This window comes from Bradyrhizobium sp. URHA0013, assembly GCF_000518345.1.
Classification (GTDB): domain Bacteria; phylum Pseudomonadota; class Alphaproteobacteria; order Rhizobiales; family Xanthobacteraceae; genus Bradyrhizobium.
This window is the reverse complement of record NZ_KI912427.1, coordinates 596,472-623,429: the sequence shown is the minus strand read 5'-3', so window position 1 is coordinate 623,429 and position 26,958 is coordinate 596,472. Positions and strand designations below refer to the sequence as shown.

General features: G+C 64.3%; 27 protein-coding genes, 1 tRNA gene and 1 pseudogene. 13 read left to right on the top strand and 16 right to left on the bottom strand.

Annotated features, from left to right (window positions below):
- Positions 1–9: 9 nt before the first annotated feature.
- From N551_RS0132370 to N551_RS0132355, 4 genes are all read right to left on the bottom strand, one after another.
- Positions 10–504, bottom strand: a complete 495-nt coding sequence (locus N551_RS0132370; protein WP_027570445.1) for a type II 3-dehydroquinate dehydratase — start codon at positions 502–504, stop codon at positions 10–12.
- Positions 505–535: 31 nt separating this feature from the next.
- Positions 536–1,816: a TRAP transporter large permease gene (locus N551_RS0132365; RefSeq protein ID WP_027570444.1), complete on the bottom strand. Its 1,281-nt coding sequence runs from the start codon at positions 1,814–1,816 to the stop codon at positions 536–538.
- Positions 1,817–1,874: 58 nt separating this feature from the next.
- Positions 1,875–2,384, bottom strand: coding sequence for a TRAP transporter small permease (locus N551_RS0132360; RefSeq protein ID WP_027570443.1), 510 nt, complete (start codon positions 2,382–2,384; stop codon positions 1,875–1,877).
- Between the two features lie 75 nt (positions 2,385–2,459).
- Positions 2,460–3,476, bottom strand: coding sequence for a TRAP transporter substrate-binding protein (locus N551_RS0132355; RefSeq protein WP_027570442.1), 1,017 nt, complete (start codon positions 3,474–3,476; stop codon positions 2,460–2,462).
- A 230-nt stretch (positions 3,477–3,706) separates the two neighbouring features.
- Between N551_RS0132355 and N551_RS0132350 the strand changes: the two genes are divergently transcribed.
- Both N551_RS0132350 and N551_RS0132345 read left to right on the top strand, forming a co-directional pair.
- Complete coding sequence (locus N551_RS0132350) at positions 3,707–4,366, top strand: GntR family transcriptional regulator (RefSeq protein ID WP_027570441.1); 660 nt, start codon at positions 3,707–3,709, stop codon at positions 4,364–4,366.
- A 33-nt stretch (positions 4,367–4,399) separates the two neighbouring features.
- Complete coding sequence (locus tag N551_RS0132345) at positions 4,400–5,299, top strand: SMP-30/gluconolactonase/LRE family protein (protein ID WP_027570440.1); 900 nt, start codon at positions 4,400–4,402, stop codon at positions 5,297–5,299.
- Positions 5,300–5,347: 48 nt separating this feature from the next.
- Here the strand turns inward: N551_RS0132345 and N551_RS36460 are convergent.
- Positions 5,348–6,074 (bottom strand): annotated as a pseudogene (locus tag N551_RS36460) (SDR family NAD(P)-dependent oxidoreductase).
- Positions 6,075–7,134: 1,060 nt separating this feature from the next.
- On the opposite strand from N551_RS36460, the gene N551_RS0132335 reads away from it, so the two are divergent.
- Together N551_RS0132335 and N551_RS0132330 are read left to right on the top strand one after the other, a co-directional pair.
- On the top strand, positions 7,135–8,064 hold the full coding sequence (locus N551_RS0132335; RefSeq protein WP_027570439.1) for a Ku protein: 930 nt from the start codon (positions 7,135–7,137) through the stop codon (positions 8,062–8,064).
- A 45-nt stretch (positions 8,065–8,109) separates the two neighbouring features.
- Positions 8,110–8,838, top strand: a complete 729-nt coding sequence (locus N551_RS0132330) for a DUF72 domain-containing protein (protein ID WP_027570438.1) — start codon at positions 8,110–8,112, stop codon at positions 8,836–8,838.
- 102 nt (positions 8,839–8,940) lie between these two features.
- Here the strand turns inward: N551_RS0132330 and N551_RS0132325 are convergent, their stop codons facing one another.
- From N551_RS0132325 to mnmA, 5 genes are all read right to left on the bottom strand, one after another.
- Positions 8,941–9,210, bottom strand: coding sequence for a hypothetical protein (locus N551_RS0132325; protein ID WP_018453910.1), 270 nt, complete (start codon positions 9,208–9,210; stop codon positions 8,941–8,943).
- 251 nt (positions 9,211–9,461) lie between these two features.
- A tRNA-Met gene (locus tag N551_RS0132320) sits at positions 9,462–9,538 on the bottom strand.
- 326 nt (positions 9,539–9,864) lie between these two features.
- Entirely contained in the window at positions 9,865–10,221 is a 357-nt protein-coding gene (locus tag N551_RS0132315) for a hypothetical protein (RefSeq protein WP_027570437.1), read from the bottom strand.
- A gap of 46 nt (positions 10,222–10,267) precedes the next feature.
- Positions 10,268–10,906, bottom strand: a complete 639-nt coding sequence (locus tag N551_RS0132310; protein WP_007614059.1) for a class I SAM-dependent methyltransferase — start codon at positions 10,904–10,906, stop codon at positions 10,268–10,270.
- 21 nt (positions 10,907–10,927) lie between these two features.
- Entirely contained in the window at positions 10,928–12,109 is a 1,182-nt protein-coding gene (gene mnmA / locus N551_RS0132305) for a tRNA 2-thiouridine(34) synthase MnmA (RefSeq protein ID WP_027570436.1), read from the bottom strand.
- Positions 12,110–12,320: 211 nt separating this feature from the next.
- Between mnmA and N551_RS0132300 the strand changes: the two genes are divergently transcribed.
- From N551_RS0132300 to N551_RS0132260, 9 genes are all read left to right on the top strand, one after another.
- On the top strand, positions 12,321–14,114 hold the full coding sequence (locus N551_RS0132300; protein ID WP_245287884.1) for a flagellar hook-length control protein FliK: 1,794 nt from the start codon (positions 12,321–12,323) through the stop codon (positions 14,112–14,114).
- A 13-nt stretch (positions 14,115–14,127) separates the two neighbouring features.
- The gene (locus N551_RS0132295) at positions 14,128–14,835 is read left to right on the top strand and encodes a flagellar hook capping FlgD N-terminal domain-containing protein (protein WP_027570434.1); all 708 of its coding nucleotides are present in this window, start codon (positions 14,128–14,130) and stop codon (positions 14,833–14,835) included.
- 373 nt (positions 14,836–15,208) lie between these two features.
- A complete protein-coding gene (locus tag N551_RS0132290; RefSeq protein WP_002714638.1) occupies positions 15,209–15,484 on the top strand; it encodes a DUF1153 domain-containing protein in 276 nt (91 codons plus the stop codon).
- 192 nt (positions 15,485–15,676) lie between these two features.
- Positions 15,677–17,284, top strand: a complete 1,608-nt coding sequence (gene fliF, locus N551_RS0132285; RefSeq protein WP_027570433.1) for a flagellar basal-body MS-ring/collar protein FliF — start codon at positions 15,677–15,679, stop codon at positions 17,282–17,284.
- Between the two features lie 17 nt (positions 17,285–17,301).
- Entirely contained in the window at positions 17,302–18,393 is a 1,092-nt protein-coding gene (fliG, locus tag N551_RS0132280) for a flagellar motor switch protein FliG (protein WP_007614076.1), read from the top strand.
- Positions 18,393–19,013 carry a FliH/SctL family protein gene (locus N551_RS0132275; protein WP_007614077.1) on the top strand — a complete coding sequence of 207 codons (621 nt, stop codon included), beginning with the start codon at positions 18,393–18,395 and terminating at the stop codon, positions 19,011–19,013. The genes fliG and N551_RS0132275 overlap by 1 nt, the downstream gene beginning before the upstream one ends.
- Before the next feature lie 3 nt (positions 19,014–19,016).
- The gene (gene fliN / locus N551_RS0132270; RefSeq protein ID WP_007596160.1) at positions 19,017–19,367 is read left to right on the top strand and encodes a flagellar motor switch protein FliN; all 351 of its coding nucleotides are present in this window, start codon (positions 19,017–19,019) and stop codon (positions 19,365–19,367) included.
- Between the two features lie 44 nt (positions 19,368–19,411).
- Complete coding sequence (locus tag N551_RS0132265; protein ID WP_027570432.1) at positions 19,412–20,797, top strand: sigma-54-dependent Fis family transcriptional regulator; 1,386 nt, start codon at positions 19,412–19,414, stop codon at positions 20,795–20,797.
- 216 nt (positions 20,798–21,013) lie between these two features.
- Positions 21,014–22,168, top strand: coding sequence for a M20 family metallopeptidase (locus tag N551_RS0132260; protein WP_027570431.1), 1,155 nt, complete (start codon positions 21,014–21,016; stop codon positions 22,166–22,168).
- 114 nt (positions 22,169–22,282) lie between these two features.
- Here the strand turns inward: N551_RS0132260 and N551_RS38505 are convergent, their stop codons facing one another.
- The 6 genes from N551_RS38505 to N551_RS0132230 form a co-directional block, all read right to left on the bottom strand.
- The gene (locus N551_RS38505; RefSeq protein ID WP_018453881.1) at positions 22,283–22,441 is read right to left on the bottom strand and encodes a hypothetical protein; all 159 of its coding nucleotides are present in this window, start codon (positions 22,439–22,441) and stop codon (positions 22,283–22,285) included.
- Positions 22,442–22,536: 95 nt separating this feature from the next.
- Positions 22,537–23,118 (bottom strand): flavin reductase family protein, encoded by a 582-nt coding sequence (locus N551_RS0132250; RefSeq protein WP_027570430.1) that lies wholly within the window; start codon positions 23,116–23,118, stop codon positions 22,537–22,539.
- 34 nt (positions 23,119–23,152) lie between these two features.
- Positions 23,153–23,989: an ATP-binding cassette domain-containing protein gene (locus N551_RS0132245; RefSeq protein ID WP_027570429.1), complete on the bottom strand. Its 837-nt coding sequence runs from the start codon at positions 23,987–23,989 to the stop codon at positions 23,153–23,155.
- A gap of 20 nt (positions 23,990–24,009) precedes the next feature.
- Positions 24,010–24,816, bottom strand: a complete 807-nt coding sequence (gene ssuC / locus N551_RS0132240; protein WP_027570428.1) for an aliphatic sulfonate ABC transporter permease SsuC — start codon at positions 24,814–24,816, stop codon at positions 24,010–24,012.
- Positions 24,813–25,988, bottom strand: a complete 1,176-nt coding sequence (gene ssuD / locus N551_RS0132235) for an FMNH2-dependent alkanesulfonate monooxygenase (protein WP_027570427.1) — start codon at positions 25,986–25,988, stop codon at positions 24,813–24,815. Before ssuD ends, ssuC begins: the two co-directional genes overlap by 4 nt.
- Complete coding sequence (locus N551_RS0132230) at positions 25,985–26,938, bottom strand: sulfonate ABC transporter substrate-binding protein (protein ID WP_027570426.1); 954 nt, start codon at positions 26,936–26,938, stop codon at positions 25,985–25,987. The genes ssuD and N551_RS0132230 overlap by 4 nt, the downstream gene beginning before the upstream one ends.
- Positions 26,939–26,958: the final 20 nt, after the last annotated feature.

The window sequence follows — 26,958 nt, the reverse complement described above, 5'->3', positions numbered from 1 at the left end:
CCTCCATGCTTACGCCTTGCCGCCGGCCGCAAGCCCGTGCAGAGCCGGTGCGATGGTCTGAGGCAATTGCCCCAACCGTTGGACGACCGCGAGCATCGCGGCGAGATAGCCATATGGACCGAGACCGCAAATGACCGCCGTGCAGGCACTCGACGTGATCGAATGGCGGTGCAGCTCGTCCCGCGCGTGGATGTTCGAGATATGCACCTCGATCTTCACACCCTCGAAAATCTTCAGCGCATCGATCAGCGCGATCGAGGTGAATGAATAGGCCGCGGGATTCATGATGATGGCGGCCGCGTTACCATGGGCGGACTGGATCAGGCTGACGAGCTCGCCCTCCATGTTCGTTTGATGGAACGACATCGAGACTCCGAGCTGATCGGCCAGCGCCTTGCAGCTCGCCTCGATCTCATCGAGCGTCGTCGAGCCGTAGATGTGAGGCTCGCGGATACCGAGGAAATTGAGATTGGGTCCGTTGAGGATCATGATCCTTGCGGCCATTTTCGTTTGTCCTTCTTTTGTGCCGACGCGTCTAGCCGGCAAACCATTTGGCCGGGATCGTCACCAGTCCCGGGAATAGCACCATCGCGAACAGGACGATCAGTTGCGCGATCATGAAGGGCCAGACGCCCTTGATGATATCCTCCATGCTGATCCTGGAGACGCCGCAGACGACATTGAGCACGATGCCCACCGGTGGCGTGATCAGGCCGATCGCATTGTTGATGATGAAGAGCACGCCGAAATAGACGGGGTCGATGCCCGCCGCCTTGACGATCGGCATCAGGATCGGCGTGAGAATGAGGATCGTCGGTGTCATGTCGAGCGCCGTCCCCACAATGACAACCACAACCATGATCGCGAGCATCAGCAGCGTGTTGTTGCCCATGAAGGGCTTCAGCAGGGTTACGACCTGCGCGGATATCTCGGACACGGTGATGAGCCAGGACGATACCAGCGCCGCAGCGACCAGGAACATGACGATGCTCGTCGTCACGGCAGAGGAGACGAAGATCGCGTAGAGCTGCGACAGTTTCAGCTCGCGGTAGACGCAGGTCGCGACAAACAGCGAATAGACGGCGACGACCACTGCGGCTTCCGTCGGCGTGAAGATGCCGAAGCGCAGGCCGACCACGATGATGACCGGCAGCATCAACGCCCAGAAGCCGTCGACGACGGCCTTGACGATCTCCGACCACGAGGCCCGTGGCGGCGGCGTCAGGTTCTCTTTCCGCACTACCCACGCCCAGGCCAGACAGAGCCCTGCGCCGAGCAGCAGTCCGGGCACGATGCCAGCCAAAAACAGTTTCGAGATCGAGACGCCCGCGGCGACGCCGAAGATGACGAAGCCGATGCTGGGCGGGATGACGGGAGCAATGATGCCGCCCGCCGCCACGAGGCCCGCTGCATAGGACTTCTTGTGCCCCGCCGCCACCATCATGGGCACCAGAAGGGACGCGAGCGCCGCTGCATCGGCAGCCGCCGAGCCGGACAGCGACGCGAGGATGCAGGAGGCAAGGATCGTGACATAGCCGAGCCCGCCACGGAAATGCCCGACCGCGACCAGCGCGACATTCACGATACGCTTGGCCAGCCCTCCCTTGTTCATGATCTCGCCCGCGAGCATGAAGAAGGGAATCGCCATCAGCGGAAAGCTGTCGGCGCCGTTGATAACATTCTGCGCCACGATCTGGGCGTCGAACATGTCGATCGTGCTCATCAGGGCCACGCCGCAGACGATCAACGCAAAGGCGATCGGCATGCCCAGCGCCATGGCGCCCAGCAGCGAGAAGGTGAAGACGGCGATCGTCATGACGCGATCCCGGTGGACTGCTGGATGTGGACGCCGCCTGGTACGGTTCGATGAGACATCAGTGCTCTTCCGATTCCTTGACGGCCACCATGTCGGATTCGCGCGCCTGTCCAGTGAGCACGCGGACGAGGTCGTAGAGAAGGATGACTGCGGCCGACGCGCCGAAAATCACGCCGACCGCGTAAAAGATGGCCATCGAGAGACCGGTCGCCGGCGCGCGATCGTCAATGTTGATAATGGTCTGGCGCCAGCTTCCCGACAGCAGCAGCCAGTCGGCAAACAGCATCAGGCAATAGTTGATAACGAAGCATATGCGCTTGCCAGAGGCCGGCAGCATCCGGACGAGGCTGTCGACGCCAAGATGGGCGTGCTCGCGAAGCGCGACGATTGCGCCCAGGAAGGTCAACCAGACCAGCAGCCAGCGCGACAACTCTTCGGAAATCGTGATTCCGGAGTTGAAGCCGTAGCGCAGGACGACATTGCCGAAGACCAGGACCACCATCACTGCGAGGCACGCGGCAATGACGGCCTTCAGGAACGTGCAATAGAGGTCGAGAACTCGCGCCATGCGTGACGTCCGGACAAATGAGGGGCGGAGCCGACCACTGGCCGACTCCGACGCCTGCGTGACAGCAGAAGTCGACTACTTCACGTCCTTGCGGATGCGCTCGACCTCTTCGTTGAAGAGCTTCACCGTCTCGGGACGAAGGCTGGCCGACGTCTTGTCCGCGACCGGCTGCGCTGCCTTCCGCATGCGCTCCGTTTCTTCAGGAGCGATCGCGTTGTACTGCATGCCCTTGGCCTGCAGCTCCGCCAGAGCCTTGTCGGTCTGGAGGCGGGTCTGCTCCTTCTGATAGCCGCGGCTTTCTTCATAGGCTTCGCGCATCAGGCCCTGCTCGGTTGGCGACAGCTTGTCCCAGAAGATCTTACTCACCAGGATGATGTTCAGGGTGAAAGTGTGATTGGTGGCGGAAACGTACTTCTGCACTTCATAGAACTTGTTCGAGAGAATGACCGTGTAGGGATTCTCCTGGCCGTCGACGGTGCGGGTCTCGAGCGCCGAATACAGCTCACCGAAAGCCATCGGGACCGGATTTGCCTTAAAGGCACTGAAGCTTTCGAGATAGACCGGATTCGGAATCACACGAAGCTTGAGGCCGCTGAAGTCCTCGAGCTTGGTGATCGGACGGGTGCTGTTCGTGACGTTGCGGAAGCCCAGGCCCCAATATCCGAGGCCAATAAGCCCCTTCGACGGCAGCGTATCCATCATCGCCTTGCCGAATTTTCCGGTCGCGAGAGCATCGGCCTGCTCGGTCGTGTTGAACAGGAACGGGAAATCGATCAGACCGAATTCCGGAACGACGGTGGCAAGTGATGTCGTCGAGGCCGAGAGCATCTCCTGGGTGCCGCCGCGCAGCGCGGATTGCTGCTGCAACTCGTTGCCGAGCTGTGAGGCCGCGAACTCGCGGACCTTCATCTTGCCCCCGCTCTTCGCCAGCAGGATCTCGGCGAATTTCTGCACGCCAAAGCTGACGGGGTGATCGGTGTTGTTCAGGTGTCCCCACCTGATCGTGCGCTCCTGAACGTCCTGAGCGGATGCGCCGACCGTCAGCGCCACGCAGATCGCCGTCGCAGACAGCGCCCGTACCAGCAAGCTCATCGTTTTCCTCCCTGTTCGAACGGGCGCGAACGGCGGCTTAAGCCATCATTTTTCGCACCCTCAGTCCATTTAGACATCACACATATATTTCTATGTCAAATGATGATATCTATTTCATATGATGATTTACCGTACGTCCGACATTTGAAATCTGCTATATTGCTGGCAACACTGATGGTTCGGCCGCCTCCGAAGTGGCTGACCGATCGCGACAGGTGGGATCAGAAGGCATGACGTCACTCGAGGAACGGCCCCTGTCGGCGGGCGACAGTGGCTATCAGCGCATCCGGGCCGACATCATTTTCGGAGTGCTCACGCCATCCGGACGCCTCAAGCTCGACGCCATGAAGGAAGATTACGGCCTCAGCGTCAGCACACTGCGCGAGATCCTCAATCGTCTGACCTCCGAGGGTTTTGTGGTCGCCGAGGGCCAGCGCGGCTTCGAGGTGGCGCCGATCTCCATCCAGAACCTGCGTGAGCTCGCCGGTCTGCGCATCCTGCTGGAGCATCATGCGATGGCCGAGTCGTTCCGCGCCGGCGACGTGGAGTGGGAAGGCCGCGTGGTGTCGGCGCATCACAAGCTGGCGGCGACCGAACGGACGGTCCTCAAGGAGGGCGACGATCCCGAGCTGCGCAAACGCTACGACGGCGAATTCCACCAGGCGCTGATCTCGAGCTGCGGTTCGCGCGAGCTGATGCAGACCCACGCGGTCGTGTTCGACAAGTATTTCCGCTATGCGCTGCGCTACCGTGGCGCGGAGACGATCAACCAGCACAAGGCGCTGCTGGACTACGCGCTCAAGCGCGACATCAAGAGCGCCAAAGCCGTCCTCACCGAGCACATCAACGGTTGCGTCGCGCACGCCCTCGCCTCCTGGAACGAGGACTGATCGCCCGGCTCGCGGCTGGAATCGGATATCGGGATGACCACCGACATGATCCCCGCACATCGGGTCGAGACCGCGGTCGCCGCCGGCGATGTCCTCGGCGAGACGCCGTTGTGGTGCGACCGATCCCGCAAGCTGTGGTGGGTCGACATCGACCGGCGGCTGCATCAATCGTTCGATCCGGCGACAGGCGCTCATCAGGTTGTTCCGTACGCATGCAACTTCCTCGGCAGTCAGGCTCTGACGGCGGATGGCTCCCACCTGCTCGCGCAGGATCTGGGACTTTATCGCCGCGCGTCCAATGACGGTCCTCCAGCTCAGCTCTGCGAGGTCGAAAGCGGCCCCGACAACCGCCTGAACGACGGGCGCGTCGATGCGCGGGGCCGGCTATGGATCGGCACCATGGACAACCAGCTGCATCGACCGAACGGGGCGCTGTATCGCGTGGACGCCGACGGCCGGACAGCGCGCATGTTCGGCGATGTCATCGTGACGAACGGCATCGCGTTCTCACCCGACAATCGCACGCTCTATTTCACCGATACGAGGCGATACCAAACCTGGCAGTTCGACTTCGACCTCGATGACGGCGTGATTGGCAACAGACGGCTGTTCGCGGATTACAGCGCCTCCGGCGAGAGGCCCGACGGCGCGTGTGTCGACGTCGCCGGCGGACTGTGGACCGCATTCTTCTCCAGCGGTCGGGTGATACGCTATCGGCCGGACGGCCGGATCGACACCGTCATTCCGGTGCCGGCGACCAATCCGACCTGCGTGTGCTTCGGCGGAACCGATCTGAAGACCTTGTTCGTGACGACGGCCAGAAAGTTTCTGGATCGCGAGCAACTGAGCCGCGAACCCCAGGCGGGTCATGTTCTGGCCATTGATGGCATCGCACAGGGACTTCCAGAACACCGCTTCGGCAATTCATTCTAAAGCCTTTTCATTCTGAACCCTTGCACGGGCCATCGTGAACTGGCTCCGCTACCATCTCTCGCCGAAGGGACCAATCTCCAGCTCGAAGGTCCAGGCACTCTTGGGTTGCTGACAGAGCATCCAATAGGATTCGGCGACCGGCGACGGCGGCATCAGGAGGTCGGGAATATCCAGCGCGTTCGGACCGAGCGCCTCGATCCGCCGTTGCCCGACCCATTCCGTGTCGACGCCGGAATCGATGATCAGATGCGCCACGTGAATGTTCTTCGGGCCCAATTCGCGCGCCGCGGCTTGCGCGACCGCCCGCAGGCCGATCTTGGCGCTGGCAAAGCGCCGCATAGCCGCTTCCGCCGCGCAAGCTCGCCGTCGCACCGGTGAAGAAGATATTGCCCTGGCCGCGGGGCAGCATCAGGCGCGCGGCCTCGCGGCCGGCGAGGAAGTCGGAATAGCAAGCCATCTCCCAGACCTTGCGGAACACCCGTTCGGTGGTGTCGAGAATCGGAAAGTTGACGTTGGCGCCGACGTCGAAGATGCAAACCTCGAGCGGCGCGTGCTTGTCGGCATCGCCGAGAAACGAGATGATCTGGTCTTCCTTGCGCGCATCGAGCGCGCGCGCGTGAATTTCGCCGCCGGCCTGCTCGATCTCCTTGACGAGCGGTTCGAGCTTGGCGGCGTCGCGGCGTCCCGCAAACACCGTAAAGCCCTCGGAGGCGAACTTCTTTTCAATCTCAGGTTCATACCCACCCCGGCCCCGGAGCTCGACGCAACTCGCCATCGGCGGCGCCGGAGAAGCCGACGGCAAAACAGAGGCAAAGACGAAGGCGAAGGCCCGCCGCAGGGCCGCCTGAGATGGCCACGTAGCGCGAGCGCCGTTCGACGTATCCCGGGAAATGATGCGACTGATCTTTCAACAGCGGACATGAGTTCTCGTTCTCGCAGCGCGTTTCGCCCGAGCTTTGCCTGGTCGTTCCACCCTCTTGTCCAAGAGGGCGCAGGGAAGGCCGGGTGCCGGCTGGCACCCGCGGTCCGCTGCGCGAAGATGTAGCGCAAAAGAACCGCACAGCAGCATACAGGTGTAGCCAATCACTCGGCCTTCCCTGCGCGATGGTTGGACGGCTTATGCCGTGCTCTCCCGGGAGCCGAACTTTCCTTTTGGCCTCCCTCGCCTCGCGAATTTGGATGATGCTGTCCGCCCGGTTGGGCTCGCACACACCTCCGCGACAGCTTGACCGTAGCAACGACGGCCAGGACCACACGGTTTTGCCGTACGCACGCCCCGCCATTTCACCGCAGTTTTCCCGGCCCAGTCGACGGAGCCGGAAACTTACAGACGAGACCAAGCCTTGCAGCGCCGCTCGTCCGCACGCGGTTGCGGGCTCACAGGGACTACCCGCCCTGCCCGCACCATCTCGTGCCGACGCTGCCGCGTCCATCGCAAGCCCGGCTCGCAATCAAGACGACAACGAGATCGCCCCTCAAGGATGAGCCGGGATGGCCGACACATATGCTATTTCCGAATTTCGGTAAAGTGGAATATTTTGCGGGGAGGGGTTGACGGGGATGGCGGGTGTTTTGCCCGACGGGCTGGGTTGCCGCTCCCCTTAGAGCAACGGATTGGCTGATCCACAAAGGTCTAATGACCGAGGATCTGCCATGGGTTGGGTCACCGCTGTATGTTCTTATTTTGTCCGTATGAGTCATGACCGCCCGCCATATATTCCGGCCGCTTGACCGGGACGTGGCATCAATTTGCAGTGGACACCTGCGGGTGATGTCGGAACTGCGGCCCGCCGTTCGTCTTGAGTCCAAGTCCCCGCAATGGAGTGTTGCGTACCATGGCCCCCCGCGCGAACTGGAAAGGCTTTTTGCGTCTCTCGTTGGTCACCTGTCCCGTGGCGCTCTACCCAGCTACTTCGGAGAGCGAGAAGATCTCCTTCAACCAGCTCAACCGTCAGACCGGTCATCGGATCAAGTACCTGAAAGTCGATGCCGAGACCGGCGACGAGGTGCCCAACGAGGACATTGTCAAGGGCTACCAGCTCGAGAAGGACCAGTTCATCGAGGTGACCAAGGAGGAGCTTGAGGAGATCGCGCTGGAATCCACGCGGACCATCGAGATCGACGAGTTCGTAGACAAGGCCGACATCGATCCGCGCTACCTAATTCGCCCCTACTACATCCGTCCGGACGGAAAAGTCGGCCACGACGCCTTCGCGGTCATCCGCGAGACCATCCGCGAGATGAACAAGGTTGCGATCGGGCGCGTGGTGCTCACCAACCGAGAGCACATCATTGCGCTCGAGCCGATGGACAAGGGTCTGGTCGGCACCTTGCTGCGGTATCCCTACGAGGTTCGTAGCGAGCAGGAATACTTCGACGAGATCCAGGACGTCAAAGTGACGAAGGATATGCTCGATCTGGCCAGGCACATCGTGAACCAGAAGGCTGGATCATTCGAGCCGGAGAAGTTCGAGGACCATTATGAAAGCGCGCTGATCGAGCTCATCAACCAGAAGCGCGCCGGCAAGCCGATCGTGCCGAAGGATCGACCGAAAGGCGAGAACGTCGTCGATCTGATGGACGCGCTACGCAAGAGCGTCGGCGGGGCAGCAGCAAAGACCGAGGCTCCGAAAAAGCCTGCCAAGAAGACGAAGAAGGCTGCCGCGGCTCAGAAGGAAATGCTGATGCCGATCGCCGGTAAGAAGCTGGCTAAGGAAGCGACGGCGAAGAAGCCGACAGCAGGGACGCGGCGGAAGTCGGCGTGAGATTGTGAAACATCCGGTGATGTCCGATGGCAGTTACGGACTGACATGGAAGAGGCCGCGCATGTCAAGGCTGAGCCGCGGCTCGGCACAGCGGGATGGAATGTTCCGCGAGTCTGGAAGGAAAGAGTTGGCGGGGTAGGTAGCCAGCTTGAACGCTACGCGCGGGTGTTGAACGCCACCGAGATCAACTCATCATTTCACAAGCCGCACCGGCGTTCGACCTATGAGAAGTGGGCGAACGCGACGCCAGATGATTTCCGCTTTTCGGTAAAGGTCCCGAAGTCTGTTACTCACTCGTCACAGCTTGCGCAGGGTGAACTCGATCGGTTCATCGAAGAGAGCGCCGGACTTGGTGCGAAGCTCGGGGTTTTGCTCGTTCAGTTTGCGCCTCGCAAAATGTTCGTTGAGTCCGATGCGGAGTTCCTGTTGCGCGCGCTGCAGGAAAGGACCTCAGCCGCTCTCGCTTGCGAGCCACGTCACGTCAGCTGGTTTACGTCCGAGGTCGGCGCCTGGCTCAGGGAACGTCGGATTGCCCGCGTCGCCGCGGATCCGGCGCGGGTGCCCGATGCCGATCTGCCGGGCGGGTGGCCGGGCTTGCGCTATTTTCGACTGCATGGAGCGCCGCGCATTTACTACTCCGCTTACGACGGGGCGTTCCTGCGATCGCTGAAGGTGCGGCTCGGTGCTGCGTCGTCATCTAGTGAGACCTGGTGCATCTTCGACAACACCGCCGCCGGCGCAGCGATCGAGAACGCACTAGACTTGCTCGCTTGAAGGGCCTTTTAGCAAGTCCGCTCATATCCCTCACGTCCTCCAGCCTTGTCGAAGGCCTTTGAGGCTCGCACGCGATCCGAGCGGCGCGACAGCGCAGGGGACCTAATCGGGACGTGGCGGGCACTCCGGGCACGTATCGCCGATCGAATGCAAAACCTCGCGCACTTGCCCGACGGCCTGATCCGGAGACAAGCCCTCGGGTGGCTCCTGCCTGGCTATATCCAATGCGTGCTCGCGCGCATGCGGGTCGGCCCGGTCCTTCGCCCAGCCGTGCTCCTCGCATTCGTGGATGGCGCCCGCTTCCTGCAGCACGCTGAGCGCCCATCCGCGCAGCGTTCGGATCGCCGGTCGTCTTTCCTTCGTCATCAGCATCGAGCTTGCTCCTGCCGGGACGAATCCTTCGCCCGTCTTATCGTTCCGGCGGTTAGCACGCAGCAGGGATTCGTAGTCGGCAGAGCTGAGGTTCGTCCCCTTGTTCCGCGGCTCTGTGCACAAGCCGACTGCCGGCGCCGGCATGAGGCGCGCCCAGTGCTTCTGCAGGGTCGCGAATGGAGCCTAGAGCTCTCTCAAGGTGGCAGGCCGGACACGACGGCTCCCGAGCCTTGGATATCGCGTTGATTTTTTGGTAGCGGGAGAGGGACTCGAACCCCCGACCCCAGGATTATGATTCCCGTGCTCTAACCAGCTGAGCTACCCCGCCACAGGGTCGCGAGGGCCGAACAAGGCCATCTCGCGAACGCGCGGCATATAAGGAAGGGGGCGACGGGCTGTCAATCCGAGTTTGCTTCCGCTTTGGCTAAAGCTTCCGCCTTCGCCAAGGCTTCCGCCTTCGCTAAAGCTTCGGCGGGACATGTCGGCGGGGATTTGGGCCTTTTGGCGCTGAATCCGTCATGGCCGGGCTTGTCCCGGCCATCCACGGCCGTCGCGCGGCCACAAGAACGTGGATGCCCGGGACGAGCCCGGGCATGACGGCGAGATTCGGATGCGGAACAGGGCTCCGCTTACGCCAAGGCTTCGGCGCGACAGCTATTTCGGCCGGACCGTCGGGTCGCCGCCGGGGCTGCCGGGGGGCGGGATGACGGGCATGGCGCCGTTCGTGCTGGGCGCCGGGGCGTGCATCTCGGGGTCGACGCCCGAGGGCGGGCAGAGCACGCCGTCCGATTTTGCCAATTTGTCGCCGAGCGGTTCCCGGGACTGGCCGGTGGTGGTGCCGTCGGTTGAGCGGTTCGGCCGGTCCTGCGGCGTACAACCGGTGGCATGCTGCGGGGATGGCGGCGCGGTTTGTTGCGGCGGCGTCGCCGGGGCGGGCGGGGCCTGCGCGATCGCGCTGCCGGAGGCGGCGATCAGGAGGCTGGCCAGAATGATGTTTGATGTGGTGCGCATGGGAGGGAAACGCGCGGGGCGTACGCCCTGTTCCCACCCCCGAACATTACGATTTGAGGTAGCGGATCAGCGAAAAGTGCCCCATCGGCGGCATCGGGCGGCGCTCAGCCAGGGTGACGCCGCCGTGTTTTGCGGCCCAGTCGACCAGGCGGGCCCACGGAAACTCCGGGCGCCAGCCGAGGCGGCGGGCCAAGGGCGCAAACGCCAGCTCGGACAGTTTGCGCAAACCCTTTTCGGCGCCGATGTGGTTGACCAGGATCAGCTCGCCGCCGGGCTTCAAGACGCGCACGAACTCGTCGAGCGTGCCTTCGGGATCGGGCACCGCCGTGATGACGTATTGTGCGACCACCGCGTCGAAGAAGTTTTCGGGGAAGGCGAGGTTTTTGGCGTCCATCACCGAGAGCACTTCGACATTGGAGAGCCGCAAGCTCCGCACGCGCGATTGCGCCTTGCGCAGCATCGGCTCGGAGATGTCGACGCCGCAGATCTTGGTGGTGCGCGCATAGTCGGAGAGCGAAAGCCCGGTGCCGACGCCGACGTCGAGGATGCGGCCGCCGATGCGGTCGGCCTCGGCGATGGTCGACTGCCTTCCGGCGTCGAACACCTTGCCGAACACGAGATCGTAGACCGGCGCCCAGCGGCCATAGGCCTTCTCGACCCCGGCCCGCGAGATGTCTGCTGCCATGCCCCTGCCCTATATATTTTTTTAGCCGCGGACCGCTTCTGCGAGCGGCCTCGTCGTGCTGCTTGCGGCCTTCGCGGCGGCGCTTTGAATGAAGCCGCCGCCGAGCACGCGGGCCTGGCCGCCAGGTGCGTCGTAAAACACGCAGGCCTGTCCCGGCGAAACGCCCTCTTCGCCGGCGACGAGCTCGACCTCGTAATGGCCGTTCGCGCCGCGCAGCCACGCCGGCTGCGGCGCGCGGGTCGAGCGCACGCGCACGAACATTTCGAGCCCATTGCCGATGGCGCGGTCGATGTCGCCATCGCCGATCCAGTTAACGTCGCGCAACACGATGCGGTGCATCTTCAGCGCCTCACGCGGGCCGACGACGACGCGGCGGTTGGCGGCCTCCAGCCGCACCACGAACAGCGGTGCGGCGGCTGCGATGCCGAGGCCGCGGCGCTGGCCGATGGTGAAATTGGCGATGCCGTTGTGCCGGCCGAGCACGCGGCCGTCGAGATCGACGATGTCGCCGGGGTCCATCGCGTTCGGCCGCAGGCGGGTGATGATGTCGGTGTAGCGGCCGGTGGGCACGAAGCAGATGTCCTGGCTGTCGTGCTTGTCGGCAACCGCGAGACCGAAGCGCCGCGCCAGCTCGCGCGTCTCGGGCTTGGTCATGTCGCCGAGCGGAAAGCGCAGATAATCGAGCTGCTCCTGCGTGGTCGCGAACAGGAAGTAGCTCTGGTCGCGATCGGCGTCGGCGGCACACACCAGCGCGCGCGAGCCGTCGGCGCGGCGGCGCGAGGCGACGTAATGGCCGGTGGCGAGCGCGGTGGCGCCGAGTTCGCGCGCGGTCTTCAAGAGGTCGCGAAACTTGACCGAGCGGTTGCACTCGATGCACGGCACCGGCGTCTCGCCGAGCGCGTAGCTGTCGGCGAAATTGTCGATGACGGACTCGCGAAAACGGTCCTCGTAGTCGAGCACGTAATGGGGAATGCCGAGCTTGGCCGCGACGTCGCGGGCGTCGTGGATGTCCTGGCCGGCGCAGCAGGCGCCCTTGCGATGGGTGGCCGCGCCGTGGTCATAGAGCTGCAGCGTGATGCCGACGACGTCGTAGCCTTCCGCCTTCAAAAGCGCAGCCGTCGTCGAGGAATCGACGCCGCCCGACATGGCAACGACGACCCTGGTATCCTCAGGACGGCCTTCGAGATCCAGACTGTTGAGCATGGGCCTTAAAGCGTTGTGGACGGCGGCGTTGGGCGATCCGCTGGGTGCTTCCGGCGGGACAACGGCGACCCGCGGGAACTGAGAGTTCCCGAATGGCGCGGCCTGCCCGGTCGAAAGCGGCTGAGAGCTGTCTCTTTAATATAGGCGGCCTTCCGGTGAAGCAATCACGGACCCCGCATGGTTTACGGCAATTCTTGCCGGGGAGGCAGAAATGGTGGGGCTTCGAGAGGCCTCGCGGCGGAGGCGCCAATTCGCCAAGATATTGATTTGTCTCGATAAAACTTCATCGCGCAAGGATGGCCCGCTCCTTGCTACCTTTCATGGCGAAGATGTTTCCAAGGGGTTGCCTGTGGTCGGTCGTACGTCAGATGTAGCGGCAAGCGTGCAAGTGCAGAGCGCGCAGCAAAAGCCTGCCCGGTCGCAAGCCCCGAAAGACAGCTCCGCCAACGACTCCTTCGGCTCGCTGGTGGACAGCAACACCCAGGCGATCAACGACAGCGCGTCCTCCGCACAGGACACCCCGCGGCGGCCGGATTCATCGTCCTCCGCCTCGGACAAGAGCCCGCGCGATCGCGCGGCGAGCGACCAGTTCTCGCAGAGCAAGGCCAGCGACGACGCCGACAATTCCGCGTCCGCCAAAAACGACGCCAGGAACGACGCCAGGAACGATGCCAAGAGCGACGCCAAGAACGACTCGACCGCCGATGCGGCCAAGGCTGATAGCAAGACCAAGGACAAGCCGAAGGCGTCCGACGCCAAATCGGCCGACAAGTCTGCGGACAAGTCCGACGAGACCAAAGCGGACAATGCCGACGGCACCGATGGCCTCGCCGCCGTCGTCGATACCGCGGCCGCCGCGCAGATTGACGCGACGCAGGCCGCCGTGCCCGATCCGAATGCACTCGTGGTAGCCGTGCCGGTCGATCCCAACGCGACCGCGAACCAGGCCGCCGGCCCCGCCTCCTCGCCCCTGACGATTGCCGCCGCCGGCATCGCCGCCAGCGCGTCCATCACGGCGCAGATCGCCGGCACCAAGACCGATACCGCGACGCCGGGCGACAAGAGCGCCAAGGCCGCGAGCGCCAAGGTCGATGCGGACACCTCGGCGACGCTGGCCGATGCCGCGACCGGCACGACCGATTCGACCGCGACGGACGCGAAGACCAATGGCGGCCTGATCGCCGCCGTCGACCAGGGCACGCCAAAAACCTCGTTCAAGGCCGCAGCCACTGCGCAAGGCGCGAGCGACGTCTCCAATATCGGTCAGGACACCGGCAAGGCGAACGCCGCGCAGACCTCGGCGACGGCAGCCTCCGCCACCACAGCGCATCCGCAAGCCGACAAGCCGCCGATCGACGCGAACGCGGCCGACATCAAGGCAGGGACTTCCGACCGCACCGCCGATGCCGCACCGGCGACGGCAACACCGCATGCCCACGCGGGCATGCAGGCCGCTATCCCCACCACCGACGCCAGCGCGCAGGCGGCCTCCGCCATCCAAGCGCCGCTGACCAATACCACTTCGGCCGCGACCGCTTCGACCGCGACGCTCACGGCGACCGCGGCGAATGCCAATGCCATACCGATCAGCGGCGTGCCGATCGAAATTGCCGCCGCCGCACGCGCGGGCAAGACCCGGTTCGACATCAGCCTCGATCCGCTCGACCTCGGCCGCATCGACGTCCGCATCAATGTCGACCGCAACGGCCAGGTCACCTCGCATCTCACCGTCGAGAAGCCGGAGACGCTGCAGATGCTGCGGCAGGACGCGCCGCAATTGCAGCGCGCGCTCGACGATGCCGGCCTCAAGACCGGCAGCAACGGGCTGTCCTTCAGCCTGCGCGACCAGAATTCATCGGGCCAGCACTCCGGCCAGAACAACGACAATGGCGGCAATGCCCGCCGGCTGATCGTCAGCGACGAGGACGCAGTTCCCGCGGCCCCGGTCGGGCGCAGCTACGGCCGCATGCTCGGATCGAGCAGCGGCGTCGACATCAGAGTGTGAGGAGTATTCGATCATGACCACCACGAATGCCGCCACTGCCCCATCCGTCGTCTCGGGCACGACGGACCTGCCGAAATCCTCGTCGAACCCCGGCCTGGGCTCGACCACCGGCGCGACGCTCGCCGGCAACTTCCAGACCTTCCTGACGCTGCTGACGACGCAGCTGCAGAACCAGAACCCGCTCGATCCGCTCGATACCAACCAGTTCACGCAGCAGCTGGTGCAGTTCGCCGGCGTCGAGCAGCAGCTCAAGACCAACGACTCGCTGTCCCAGCTCGTCACCCTGCAACAGACCACGCAGGCGACCCAGGCGCTCGGCTTCGTCGGCAAGACCGCCCTGGTCGACGGCACCACCGGGACCATGACGAATTCGTCGGCGACCTGGCATCTCAACGTGCCGAGCGACGCCACCGTCGACATCACCATCGCCAATGCCAGCGGCCAGACCGTGTTCACCGGCAAATACACCGCCGGCGCGGGCACCGACGTTCCGTTCACCTGGAACGGAATGGGCAATGACGGCACGCAATGGCCCGACGGCAAGTACACGATCTCGGCCACGGGCAAGGATGTCGCCAACAACAATGTCGGCATCGCCGCGCAGGTGCAGGGCACGGTGTCATCCGTCGACCTGACCCAGTCGCCGCCGCTGCTGACCATCGACGGCTCCAGCTACACCTTGAGCCAGGTCAAGAGCATCATCGCGACGGCCAGCAATTAAAGGCGGAATGTCGCGACTGAATATTCGGTGTCGTCCTGGCGAAAGCCAGGACGCATAACCACCGCAAGTCGTTTTGGCGCGAGGACCTGACCCCGAGTCGTCGTAGCAACTCTTCCCTGGGGTAATGGGTCCTGGCGTTCGCCAGGACGACAATTGGAGCCTTGCAGCGTCGCGCGCAGGCCTCGTTCGTTAGTAAAGTATTTACGAACATCCCCCTCGGCCCGCCTGGACGCACCGTCCCGCCGGTCGAGACGGCTGCGTTCCAGCCATTTTCAACGAGAATTGTATTGAAGCCTTAGGCTTAGCGGATTTTTAAGCCGGCGCGCGTAGGGTTCCTGAGTGAGTTCAGTGGTTGAGAGTTTGTGAGTACGCCATGACAGAACCCCATCGCCCGAGGGTAAAATACGTCATCGGGCCGGACGGTAGTCCGTTGACGATTGCGGATCTGCCTGCACCCGGCACCAAACGCTGGGTCATCCGCCGCAAGGCCGAGGTCGTCGCCGCAGTCCGTGGCGGTCTTCTCTCCCTTGAGGAGGCCTGCAGCCGTTATACCCTGACGGTTGACGAATTCCTCTCCTGGCAGTTTTCGATCGACCAGCATGGTCTGGCGGGACTTCGCACCACCCGTATCCAACAATATCGCCAGTAGGCAATCCGGAAATCTGCGGCTTTTGACGAAAATCGGCCTCGCCTTGCGAGGCCGATTTTTTTCATGTTTCGTTTTGGCGCGACTTTTGTCGCAGCTCTTAACCTTCGTTAACCATATCGAAACCATCACCTAGGCAATAATTGCCCAGTCGGCCTTTCCTGTGAAAGCAGCCGAATCTGTCGGGGCGGTTGCTTGCAAGGTCTTGCGGACTTTCTGAAGGGTATTGGAGCCGCCCGGTTCGGGGCGATGATCGCGGTCACCGCCGCGCTCGTCGGCTTCTTTGCGTTCGTCATCATGCGCGTCACCACGCCGCAGATGACGACGCTGTTCACCGACCTCAGCGTCGAGGACTCCTCGGGCATCATCAAGGATCTGGAGCGCCAGGGCATCCAGTTCGAGCTGCGCAACGAGGGCACCATCATCATGGTGCCCAAGGACAAGGTCACCCGCCTGCGGATGAAGCTCGCCGAGGGCGGCCTGCCCAAGGGCGGCGGCGTCGGCTACGAGGTGTTCGACAAGTCGGATGCGCTCGGCACCACCTCTTTCGTCCAGAACATCAACCATCTCCGCGCGCTGGAAGGCGAGCTCGCCCGCACCATCCGCGCCATCGACCGCATCCAGGCCGCCCGCGTCCATTTGGTGCTGCCCGAGCGCCCGCTGTTCTCGCGCGAGGCGCCGGAGCCGTCGGCCTCGATCGTGGTTCGGGTCCGCGGTGCGCTGGAAGCCCAGCAGATCCGCGCCATCCGCCACCTCGTGGCCTCGGCCGTGAACGGGCTGAAGCCGCAGCGGGTCTCGATCGTCGACGAGACTGGACAGCTGCTCGCCGACGGCGCGCAAACCGATCCGGACCAGCAGATCGGCGACGAGCGTCGCACCGCCTTCGAGAAGCGGATGCGCAAGCAGGTCGAGGACATCGTCTCGTCCGTGGTGGGGACGGGACGCGCCCGGGTCCAGCTCTCCGCCGATTTCGACTTCAACAAGATCACCCAGACCTCGGACAAGTACGACCCCGAAGGCCGCGTGCTGCGCTCGAGCCAGACCCGCGAAGAGCAGAGCATGACCGCCGACAACAACGGCCAGGTCACCGTCAACAACGAGTTGCCCGGCAATCAGCAGAACGGCGGCGTCGCGGCCAAGGACCAGAGCAAGAAGAGCGAAGAGACCAACAATTACGAGATCTCCCGCACCACCAAAACCGAGGTGACCGAGGCTGGCCGGGTCAACCGCATCTCGGTCGCGGTGCTGGTCGACGGCATCTACTCCAAGAACGAGAAGGGCGATCTGGCCTACCAGGACCGCACCAAGGAGCAGCTCGATCGGATCGCCACGCTGGTGCGCTCGGCGATCGGCTTCGACCAGAAGCGCGGCGACCAGGTCGAGGTCGTCAATCTGCGCTTTGCCGACGCCCCGTCCACCACGCCGATCGCGGAGCCGAGCGGCTTGCTCGGCATGCTCCAGTTTACCAAGGACGACGTCATGTACTTCGTCGAGCTTGGCGTGATGATGCTGCTCGGCCTGGTCGTGCTGTTCCTGGTGATCCGGCCGCTGGTCAAGCGCATCCTGGCATCGGACGAAGTCGCAGCCGCCATCTCCGGCGTCCTCACCGGTCCCGCGAGCGACGAGGCCGCGCCCGCCAGCCAGCCGCTCCTGCCGAGCGGCGCTGCGAGCGCGATCGACGTCGCCACCGTCCAGGGCCAGGTCCATGCCCAGTCCGTCCATCGCGTCGGCGAACTCGCCGAGCGCAATCCCAACGAGACGGTCGCCATCATCCGCCAATGGCTGACCGAACCCGCGAAATAATCGAGAAGTGATCTGACATGGCCGCTGCCCTGCAAAACGCCAATTCCAACGACATCACCAGCGTGATCTCCACGCTCGGTCAGCGTGCCGTCGGCCGCGCGGGCGCCAAGACCGAAGCAGTGCCGGGGCCGAAGCGCGCCGCGATCCTGATGCTGGCGCTCGGCGAGCAGTATGGCGGCAAGATCTGGGGCTTGCTCGACGACGACGAGGTGCGCCAGCTCTCCCTGGAGATGTCGACGCTCGGCACCGTCGAGGTCGACACGGTGGAGGACATGCTGCTCGAATTCGTCTCGCGGATGTCGGCTTCCGGCGCGCTGATGGGCAATTTCGACGCCACCGAGCGGCTGCTCCAGCAATACCTTGCCCCCGAGCGCGTCAACGGCATCATGGACGAAATCCGCGGCCCCGCCGGCCGTAACATGTGGGAGAAGCTCTCCAACGTGCAGGAAGAGGTGCTCGCCAACTATCTCAAGAACGAGTATCCGCAGACCATCGCGGTGGTGCTGTCGAAGCTGAAGCCGGAACACGCCGCCCGCGTGCTCGGCATCTTCCCCGAGGATCTGGCGCTCGACGTCGTCAACCGCATGCTGAAGATGGAGGCGGTGCAGAAGGAGGTGATCGAGAGCGTGGAGAAGACGCTGCGGACCGAATTCATGTCCAATCTGTCCCAGACCCGCCGACGCGACGCGCACGAGGTGATGGCGGAAATCTTCAACAATTTCGACCGCCAGACCGAAACCCGCTTCATCACCTCGCTGGAAGAAGACAACCGCGAATCGGCCGAGCGCATCAAGGCGCTGATGTTCACCTTCGACGACCTTGTGAAGCTGGATTCCGGCTCCGCCCAGACCCTGATGCGCAACGTCGACAAGGACAAGCTCGGCGTCGCGCTCAAGAGCGCCAACGAGGACGTCCGCAACTTCTTCTTCGGCAACATGTCTTCTCGTGCGGCCAAAATGCTCCAGGACGACATGGCGGCGATGGGTCCGGTCCGCCTGCGCGACGTCGACGAGGCCCAGGCGCTGCTGGTCAATCTCGCCAAGGACCTCGCCGCCAAGGGCGAGATCATGCTGACCAAGAACCGCGCCGACGACGAGCTGGTGTATTGATGGCCGCTCCGGCAAAATTCCTGTTCGACAACGACTTCGCAGCGCCCGACCGGACGCGCGAGAAGGCCGCAACCGCGGCCGAGATCGCCCAGAAGGTCGCGGAAGCCGAGGCGCGCGCCTATCAGGACGGCTTCGCCGCTGGCCAGCGCGAGGCCAAGGCCGAGAGCGACCGCCGTGTCGCGCTCGCCATGGAAGAGATCAACATCGCCATCCGGGGCATCGCTTCGGGCATCGGCAACATCGAATCCAAGATGGAGACCGAGGCGGTCGACGTCGCGGTCGCGGTGGCGCGCAAGCTGTGCGCCGATCTGGTCGCCGCCGAGCCGCTCGGCGAGATCGTCGCGCTGGTCAAGGACTGCTTCTCGCATCTGGTCGCGACGCCGCATCTCGTCGTCCGCATCAACGACGCGCTCTACGATGCCGCGCGCGAGAACATCGAGCGGCTGGCCAGGCAGAACGGCTTTGAAGGCCGGCTGGTGATTCTGGCCGAGCCCGAGATTGCCACCGGCGACTGCCGGATCGAATGGGCCGATGGCGGCGTCGTGCTGGAGCGCGCCGCCATCGCGGCCAAGATCGACGAAATGGTGGGGCGCTACGTTGCGTCCCGCAGGGGGAGTTAAATCATGAGCGACACTGACGGACAGGTCCCGCTGCCCGATCTCAACGGCCCGATGCCGCCTACCGGCACCGACGTCGGCTACAACGAAGACGAATACGCGACGCGCGCCGCCGCCGACCTCGAGGCCGTATTCGACGTGCCGGTGCAGGTCTCGGCCGTGCTCGGCCGCTCCAAGATGGACGTCAGCGAGCTGTTGAAGCTCGGACCGGGGACCGTGCTCGAGCTCGACCGGCGCGTCGGCGAGGCCATCGACATCTACGTCAACAACAAGCTGGTCGCCCGCGGCGAAGTCGTCCTGGTGGAGGACAAGCTCGGCGTGACCATGACTGAAATCATCAAGACTGAACGCGCCTAAAGCGACGACGCGCGGCAGCGCGACCAGACGGACAGGAGACTGACATGCGGCTTCTCATCGTTGGCACATTGAAGGGCCAGCTCACCACCGCCACCAAGATCGCGATGGCGAACGGCGCCACTGTGACCCACGCCGAGGATAACGAACAGGCGATGCGCGTGCTGCGCGGCGGCAAGGGCGCCGACCTGCTGCTGGTGGACGTCGCCCTCGACATCCGCGACCTCGTGATGCGTCTGGAGGCCGAGCACATCCACGCCCCGATCGTCGCCTGCGGCATCACCAACGACGCCCGCGCCGCGGTTGCCGCGATCCATGCCGGCGCCAAGGAATACATCCCGCTGCCGCCCGACCCGGAACTGATCGCAGCGGTGCTGGCTGCCGTCGCCAACGATTCCCGCGAGCTGGTCTATCGCGACGAGGCGATGGCCAAGGTGATCAAGCTCGCCCAGCAGATCGCGGGCTCGGACGCTTCGGTGATGATCACCGGCGAATCCGGGACAGGCAAGGAAGTGCTGGCTCGCTACGTCCACACCCGCTCGGGACGCGCCAAGCGCCCGTTCATCTCGATCAACTGCGCCGCGATCCCCGAGCATCTGCTGGAGTCCGAGCTGTTCGGCCACGAGAAGGGCGCCTTCACCGGGGCGATCGCCCGCCGCATCGGCAAGTTCGAGGAGGCGACCGGCGGCACCCTGCTGCTCGACGAAATCTCGGAGATGGACGTCCGCCTGCAATCGAAACTGCTCCGCGCCATCCAGGAGCGCGTGATCGACCGCGTCGGCGGCACCAAGCCGGTCCCGGTGGACATCCGCATCATCGCGACCTCGAACCGCAACCTGGTCGAGGCCGTGCGCGAGGGCACGTTCCGCGAGGACCTCTTGTTCCGGCTCAACGTCGTGAATCTGAAGATCCCGCCGCTGCGCGAGCGTCCCCTCGACATTCTCGAGCTCGCCCAGCACTTCGTGAAGAAATACGCCGAAGCGAACGGCGTGCCGATGCGCCCGATCTCGGCGGAAGCGCGCCGCGTGCTCTCCACCAACCGCTGGCAGGGCAACGTCCGCGAACTCGAAAACACCATGCACCGTTCGGTGCTGATGGCGCAGGGCGACGAGATCGGCGCCGATGCGATCCTCACGCCCGACGGCGACCGCCTCGACCTCGCCAAAACCGTGCCGGCCGTGGCGCATGCCACCATGGCCGCCGAGCAGGTGACGCGGGCCCTGGTCGGCCGCACCGTCGCGGACGTCGAGCGCGACCTGATCCTGGAGACGCTGAAGCACTGCCTCGGCAACCGGACCCATGCCGCCAATATCCTGGGCATCTCGATCCGTACGCTGCGCAACAAGCTCAACGAATATTCCGACGGCGGCATTCCGATCACGCCAGCCGGCACCCCGGGCGAGTATCCGCGCATGCCGATGGTGGGGGCGTAAGATCCACGCCGATTGAGAGAATGCGAATGCCCGGGCCCAGTCCCGGGCATTTTTGTTTGAGATAGAACGTCACCGCGCGCCACGGCCCAGTGTCGTCCCGGCGAAGGTGGAGAGATATCCCGCCTTGAACCGCAGCATGGCCGCACCGCATCCGGCGACTAGGCCAGGCCCCCGCAAGGCCCTATAACCCCGCGTGAGAACCACGCGAGGATCAACATGTCTCAAGATCAAATCACGGACTGGCTGGCGACGCAGCGGCAGGCGATGATCGACCTGCTGCGCGATGTCGTGAACATCGATTCCGGATCCTATGACAAGGAAGGCGTCGATGCGGTCGGGGCCCGGTTCGAGCGGCATTTTGCCGAGCATGGCATTCCGTTCCGGCGCGAAAGCCACGGCACTTTCGGCGATGCGATCCACGCCGAGGTGGCAAAGCCCGGCAGCAACGAGAAGCCGGTGCTGTTGATGGGACATCGCGACACCGTGTTCGGCAAAGGCGAGGCCGCGCGGCGTCCGTTCACGATTCAAGACAAGCGCGCCTATGGTCCTGGTGTTGCGGACATGAAGTCCGGCGTCGTCATGAACATATTCGTGGCAACCGCCTTCAACAAATTCGGCGGCAATCCGCACCCGATCAAGCTGCTGATCACCTCGGACGAGGAGATCGGCTCGCCCTCCTCACGGCCGGTGATCGAGCGCGAAGGACGCGCCGCGCGCGCCGTGTTCAATTCCGAGCCAGGCCGCCCGACCGGCAATATCGTCACCGGCCGCAAGGGCGGCATCTTCATGCATTTCGCCATCATCGGCAAAGCCGCGCATTCCGGCGCCAATTTCGCCGCCGGCGTCAGCGCAATCGGCGAGCTCGCGCACAAGATCGTGCATATCCACGCGCTGACTGATCTCGACAAGGGCATCACGCTCAATGTCGGCCTTGTCTCTGGCGGGCAATCCGTCAACACGACCGCGCCTTACGCTGAAGGGCAGATCGACCTGCGCTACGTCGATCCGGCGGACCGCGCGAGGGTGATGGCCGCGATCGAGACCATCATCGCGACACCTTACGTGCCCGGCACCAGCGCGACGCTGACGGTCAAGGGCGAGTTCGTGCCGGTGGTGCAGAGCGCCGATTCAAAGGCACTGTTCGAGAATTATCAGGCCGCCGCAAAGCAGGCCGGCCTCACCACGCTTCAGGGCGAGTTCTCCGGCGGCTGCGCCGATTCCGGCTTCACCGCCGCGGTCGGAACGCCGACCATCTGCGGGCTCGGACCGGTCGGCGGACTCGCGCACACGCCGGAGGAATATCTCGAGCTCGACAGCATCGTGCCGCGCGCGCAGGCGCTGGCGCTGGCGCTGGCGATCTTGCGGGGGTAGTCGCCACGCACTCCGCCGTCATGCCCGGGCTTGTCCCGGGCATCCACGTCTCTCCGGGAATCGCGGCGGCGCGTGGATGGCCGGGCCAAGCCCGGCCATGACGAGGAGAGAACCTCACGAATAGCTCGGCGCATCCGGCCTGCGGAATATCTGGATGGGGTCGCCCGGCACGATCGGATGGCCGCTGAACATCGCATAGGCATAGAGCGCGAGATAGGCGATCGCGAGCGCGCCGACCGCATAGAAGGCCCAGGTCGCGACGCGTTTCATCATTGCGCTCCATTGCTGTCCCGGCGGGAGGCTCAGGCAGCGCTTCTAGAGCGATGACGGGGAAAAGGCCAGCCTGCACGGCCTGTGGCCGGCGGCGATCAAATGCCGCGCCGAACGTGGGTGGGAACGCTGACGTCCGCAAGCCTGACCGCGTCTTCGTCCTGATCCACCGCCACGTACTGGCCGTGCCAATAGGCCAGAGCAGCATTGCGGGTCGAATTCCTGACGTCTCGCACCCGCCCGATGACGATGCCGTGCGAATGGCGCTCGAAGATCTCCTCGACTTCGCAATCGACGGCGGACAATGCACCGACCAGCAGCGGAACACCCGAGACCGCCGTCACCCATCTGGCGCCCGCGAAACGATCGGCACCCTTGATCCCGCCCTTGCCGGCAAAGCGCTCGGCGATGTCGAGCTGATCGGCCGCGAGGATGTTCACGCCGAAAGCGCCGTGGCGACGGATCAGCGGGAAGGAGGAGGCGTCGCGGTTGATGCTGACGATCAGCGTCGGCGGATCGACCGAGAACGAGCTGACCGATGTGACGGTCATGCCGGTGATGTCCTTGCCCCGTCCGGCGGTGATGACGCTGACGCCGCCGGTGAGATGGCGCATGGCGCCGCGGAAATCGGCGGAGGAGACGACATTTTCGGTCATGAGATCGCGGGGCACTACATTCATGGCATCGTCCCCAAGCGGGGGGGTCCCTGTCTATCTAGGTACGATCGTCCGCCGACAAAAGGTGGCTCAGGATCGAGCCTTCGAGACCCGCGAGCTCGGCCGAGCCGCGTTCGCGCGGCCGGGCCGTGTTAACCACAACGTCGTGGGCGATCCGCCCTTCCTCGATCACCAGCACCCGGTCGGCCAGCGCGACCGCCTCGGCGACATCGTGGGTTACCAGGATCGCGGTAAAGCCCTGGTCGCGCCAGACGCGCTCCAGCAACCGCTGCATCGAGATGCGGGTCAACGCGTCCAGCGCGCCAAGCGGCTCGTCGAAGGCGAGCACACGGGGACGCGAGACCAGCGCGCGGGCAAGAGCTACGCGCTGCTTCTGGCCGCCCGACAGTACCGAGGGCCACTGGTCGCGCTTGTCGGTCAGTCCGACTTCGGTCAACGCCTTATCGGCGCGTGTATGCGCATCACTGGATGAACGATCGCGACCGAGGCCGACCTCGACATTGGAGAGAACGCGGGCCCAAGGCAACAGCCGCGGCTCCTGGAACATCACGCGGATATCCTCGGGCTTCACGGCGTCGCCGAGCGAGATGCTACCGGCGTCGAACTTCTCCAGGCCCGCGATGAGGCGCAGCAGCGTGCTCTTGCCGCAGCCGCTCTTGCCCACAATCGCGACGAACTGGCCGGCGGGGATGTGCAGGTCGATGCCGCGCAGCACCTCGTTGTCGCCGTAGGATTTGCGCAAGCCGCGGATGCTGAGCGGCAGGCCAGATGTCTGCACCGGGCGCTCCTCGCGCACGACGCGGGCGTGAGGCGCGAAATGGGCGCGGCTGGCGAGTTCGGTGTCCGGAAGGGAGGTACGAAGGGCTGTCTGCATGTGATTCCCAGTATGTCTGCTCAGCGTTTCCAATAAGCCGGGTGCCAGGAGAGCGTCAGGCGCTCCAGCAGGCGGGAGGCGCTGTCGGCGAGCTTGCCGAGCAGCGCGTAGATCAGGATCGAGAGCACCACGACGTCGATCAGCATGAACTCGCGCGCCTGCATCGCCATGTAACCGAGGCCCGAGGACGCCGCGATGGTCTCGGCGACGATCAAGGTCAGCCACATGATGCCGAGCGCAAAACGGATGCCGACGAAGATCGAGGGCAGCGCGCCCGGAAAGATCACCCGGCGGAACAGCTCGCCGTCGGTCATGCCGTAAATGCGGCCCATCTCGATCAGCTGCGGGTCGACGGTGCGGATGCCGTGCAGCGTGTTGAGGTAGATCGGGAAGAACACGCCGAGCGCGACCAAAAACAGCTTCGCGCTCTCGTCGATGCCGAACCACAAAATGACAAGCGGGATCAGCGCCAGATGCGGCACGTTGCGCACCATCTGCAGCGTGGTATCGGTGAGCTTTGACGACAGTTGCGACAGGCCGTTGGCGAGGCCGAAGGCAAAGCCGATGCTGCCGCCGATCAGGAAGCCGATCGAGGCGCGCCAGAACGAGACCCAGATGTTGCGAACGAGCTCGCCGGAGAGCAGCAGCTTCCAGCCCGCAAGCAACACGTCGCTCGGCGCCGGCAGCACCCGCGTCGGCACGAAGCCGGTGACGCTGGCGACCTGCCAGATCGCGATGATGGCGAGCGGCACGATCCACTGGATCAGGCCGTTCGCGCGCGGCAGGCGCAAGCCGCGGGGAAGCGAAACGCTGTCGATCAGGCTCATGATTGCGACACCTGCTGCTGCGGACGATAATCGCTGCCGACCGTTTCACCAAAAGGGCCACCGTTGAAGTGCAGCTTGGTCACGTTGCTGGGCTGCTCCAGCGAGAGCAGCGGAAACACCAGCTCGGCAAAACGATAGGCTTCCTCCAGATGCGGGTAGCCCGACATGATGAAGGTATCGATGCCGATGTCCTGATACTCCTTGATACGGGCCGCGACAGTCTGGGCGTCGCCGACCAGCGCCGTGCCGGCGCCGCCACGCACGAGACCGACACCGGCCCACAGATTCGGAGCGATCTCGAGCTTGTCGCGCTTGCCGCCATGGAGCTGCGCCATGCGCTGCTGGCCGACCGAATCCATCCGCTCAAAGTTCTTCTGCGCGGTCGCGATGGTCTCGTCGCTGACATGCTTGATCAGCTCATTCGCCGCACGCCAAGCCGCGTCGCTGGTCTCGCGGACAATCACGTGGAGCCGGATGCCGAAGGATAGTTTTCGACCGCGAGCCGCTGCGACCTCCCTCACCTTCGCGATCTTCTCCGCGACCAAGGCCGGCGGCTCGCCCCAGGTCAGATATTTGTCGACGGTATCGACGGCGACGTCGATGCCGGCATCCGACGAGCCGCCGAAATAGAGCGGCGGACGCGGCGACTGCACCGGAGGAAACAGCAGCTTGCCCCCTTCGACGTGGATGTGCTTGCCCTCGACATTGACGGTCTTGCCGGCGAGCAGCTCGCTATAGACGCTGAGGAACTCGCGGGTGACCTCGTAGCGCTCGTCATGGGCGAGGAAGATGCCGTCGCCCTTGTTCTCGACGGGATCGCCGCCGGTGACGACGTTGACCAGGAGCCGGCCGTTGGTGATGCGGTCGAGCGTCGCGGTCATGCGCGCGGCCACGCTCGGCGATTGCAGGCCGGGCCTGACCGCCACGAGATAGCGCAGCCGCTCGGTGAACGGCGCGACCGAGGAGGCGACGATCCATGAATCTTCGCAAGACCGCCCGGTCGGCAGCAGCACGCCGAAATAGCCGAGCTGGTCGGCAGCCTGCGCGATCTGGCGCAGATAGTTGAAATTGACCTCGCGGCCGCCGATGCCGGTGCCGAGATAGCGGCCGTCGCCGTGGGTCGGCAGGAACCAGAGGATGTTGGCGTTCGCTTGCTTGCTGTGCGTGCTCATGATCCTGGCCTCCGCGCCACGTCGGAAATCTTGATGGATTTGGGGATCAGGTTGAGCGCGAAGAACGCGTCCGCAACCTGCTGCTGATCGGCGATGACGGCATCGGTCAGCGGCTTGATGCCGTAGGATTGCCGCTTCAGCGCGACCTCGACCACCGGCACTGACAGGCCGATCGACGGCGCCAGCTGCTCGGCAACCGCGTGGATATCACCCTTGGCCCAATCGTCGACCGCGCTCAGCTCGGCCAGCACGGCGTCGACGATCTCAGGATGGGCTTCGAGGAATTTCTTCGAGGAGAAATAGAACTGGTAGTTCGCGACAATGTTCGTGCCGTCAGCGAGCGTGCGGGCGCCGGTCGCCGCTTCCGCGGCGGCCTGGAACGGATCCCAGATCACCCAGGCATCGACCGCGCCGCGCTCGAAGGCGGCGCGCGCATCGGCTGGCGCGAGAAACACCGGCTCGATCTCGGAATATTTGACGCCGGCTTTCTCCAGCGCCTTGACCAGGAGGTAATGGACATTGGAGCCCTTGTTGAGCGCGACCTTCTTGCCCTTGAGGTCGGCGACCGATTTCAGCGGGCTCTCCTTCGGCACCAGGATCGCCTCGCCCTTCGGCGCGGGCGGCTCGTAGGCGACATACTGGATCGGCGCGCCGGCGGCTTGCGCGAAGATCGGCGGGGCTTCGCCGGTGTTGCCGAAATCAATCGCGCCGATATTGAGCGCCTCGAGCAGCGGCGGGCCGGAGGGGAATTCGGTCCACACCACCTTGTAGCCGTCGGCAGCTAACTTCGGCTCCAGCGTGCCCTTGCTCTTGAGCAGCACCAGCTTGCCGTATTTCTGGTAGCCGATGCGGACCACCTTGTCCTGTCCGTAGGAGGTGCCGACCGCGGCGGCGACGATGCCGATCGACAGCACGATGGCCGCGATCAGACGCTGGATGATACGCCTCATGTTCAAACCCTTTTGAATGG

Excerpts from the sequence above, each read along its gene's own strand:
- N551_RS0132370 (WP_027570445.1), bottom strand. The coding sequence starts at position 504 with ATGGCCGCAAGGATCATGATCCTCAACGGACCCAATCTCAATTTCCTC.
- N551_RS0132365 (WP_027570444.1), bottom strand. The coding sequence starts at position 1,816 with ATGACGATCGCCGTCTTCACCTTCTCGCTGCTGGGCGCCATGGCGCTG.
- N551_RS0132360 (WP_027570443.1), bottom strand. The coding sequence starts at position 2,384 with ATGGCGCGAGTTCTCGACCTCTATTGCACGTTCCTGAAGGCCGTCATT.
- N551_RS0132355 (WP_027570442.1), bottom strand. The coding sequence starts at position 3,476 with ATGAGCTTGCTGGTACGGGCGCTGTCTGCGACGGCGATCTGCGTGGCG.
- N551_RS0132350 (WP_027570441.1), top strand. The coding sequence starts at position 3,707 with ATGACGTCACTCGAGGAACGGCCCCTGTCGGCGGGCGACAGTGGCTAT.
- N551_RS0132345 (WP_027570440.1), top strand. The coding sequence starts at position 4,400 with ATGACCACCGACATGATCCCCGCACATCGGGTCGAGACCGCGGTCGCC.
- N551_RS0132335 (WP_027570439.1), top strand. The coding sequence starts at position 7,135 with ATGGCCCCCCGCGCGAACTGGAAAGGCTTTTTGCGTCTCTCGTTGGTC.
- N551_RS0132330 (WP_027570438.1), top strand. The coding sequence starts at position 8,110 with ATGGAAGAGGCCGCGCATGTCAAGGCTGAGCCGCGGCTCGGCACAGCG.
- N551_RS0132325 (WP_018453910.1), bottom strand. The coding sequence starts at position 9,210 with ATGCTGATGACGAAGGAAAGACGACCGGCGATCCGAACGCTGCGCGGA.
- N551_RS0132315 (WP_027570437.1), bottom strand. The coding sequence starts at position 10,221 with ATGCGCACCACATCAAACATCATTCTGGCCAGCCTCCTGATCGCCGCC.
- N551_RS0132310 (WP_007614059.1), bottom strand. The coding sequence starts at position 10,906 with ATGGCAGCAGACATCTCGCGGGCCGGGGTCGAGAAGGCCTATGGCCGC.
- mnmA (WP_027570436.1), bottom strand. The coding sequence starts at position 12,109 with ATGCTCAACAGTCTGGATCTCGAAGGCCGTCCTGAGGATACCAGGGTC.
- N551_RS0132300 (WP_245287884.1), top strand. The coding sequence starts at position 12,321 with ATGGTGGGGCTTCGAGAGGCCTCGCGGCGGAGGCGCCAATTCGCCAAG.
- N551_RS0132295 (WP_027570434.1), top strand. The coding sequence starts at position 14,128 with ATGACCACCACGAATGCCGCCACTGCCCCATCCGTCGTCTCGGGCACG.
- N551_RS0132290 (WP_002714638.1), top strand. The coding sequence starts at position 15,209 with ATGACAGAACCCCATCGCCCGAGGGTAAAATACGTCATCGGGCCGGAC.
- fliG (WP_007614076.1), top strand. The coding sequence starts at position 17,302 with ATGGCCGCTGCCCTGCAAAACGCCAATTCCAACGACATCACCAGCGTG.
- N551_RS0132275 (WP_007614077.1), top strand. The coding sequence starts at position 18,393 with ATGGCCGCTCCGGCAAAATTCCTGTTCGACAACGACTTCGCAGCGCCC.
- fliN (WP_007596160.1), top strand. The coding sequence starts at position 19,017 with ATGAGCGACACTGACGGACAGGTCCCGCTGCCCGATCTCAACGGCCCG.
- N551_RS0132265 (WP_027570432.1), top strand. The coding sequence starts at position 19,412 with ATGCGGCTTCTCATCGTTGGCACATTGAAGGGCCAGCTCACCACCGCC.
- N551_RS0132260 (WP_027570431.1), top strand. The coding sequence starts at position 21,014 with ATGTCTCAAGATCAAATCACGGACTGGCTGGCGACGCAGCGGCAGGCG.
- N551_RS38505 (WP_018453881.1), bottom strand. The coding sequence starts at position 22,441 with ATGATGAAACGCGTCGCGACCTGGGCCTTCTATGCGGTCGGCGCGCTC.
- N551_RS0132250 (WP_027570430.1), bottom strand. The coding sequence starts at position 23,118 with ATGAATGTAGTGCCCCGCGATCTCATGACCGAAAATGTCGTCTCCTCC.
- N551_RS0132245 (WP_027570429.1), bottom strand. The coding sequence starts at position 23,989 with ATGCAGACAGCCCTTCGTACCTCCCTTCCGGACACCGAACTCGCCAGC.
- ssuC (WP_027570428.1), bottom strand. The coding sequence starts at position 24,816 with ATGAGCCTGATCGACAGCGTTTCGCTTCCCCGCGGCTTGCGCCTGCCG.
- ssuD (WP_027570427.1), bottom strand. The coding sequence starts at position 25,988 with ATGAGCACGCACAGCAAGCAAGCGAACGCCAACATCCTCTGGTTCCTG.
- N551_RS0132230 (WP_027570426.1), bottom strand. The coding sequence starts at position 26,938 with ATGAGGCGTATCATCCAGCGTCTGATCGCGGCCATCGTGCTGTCGATC.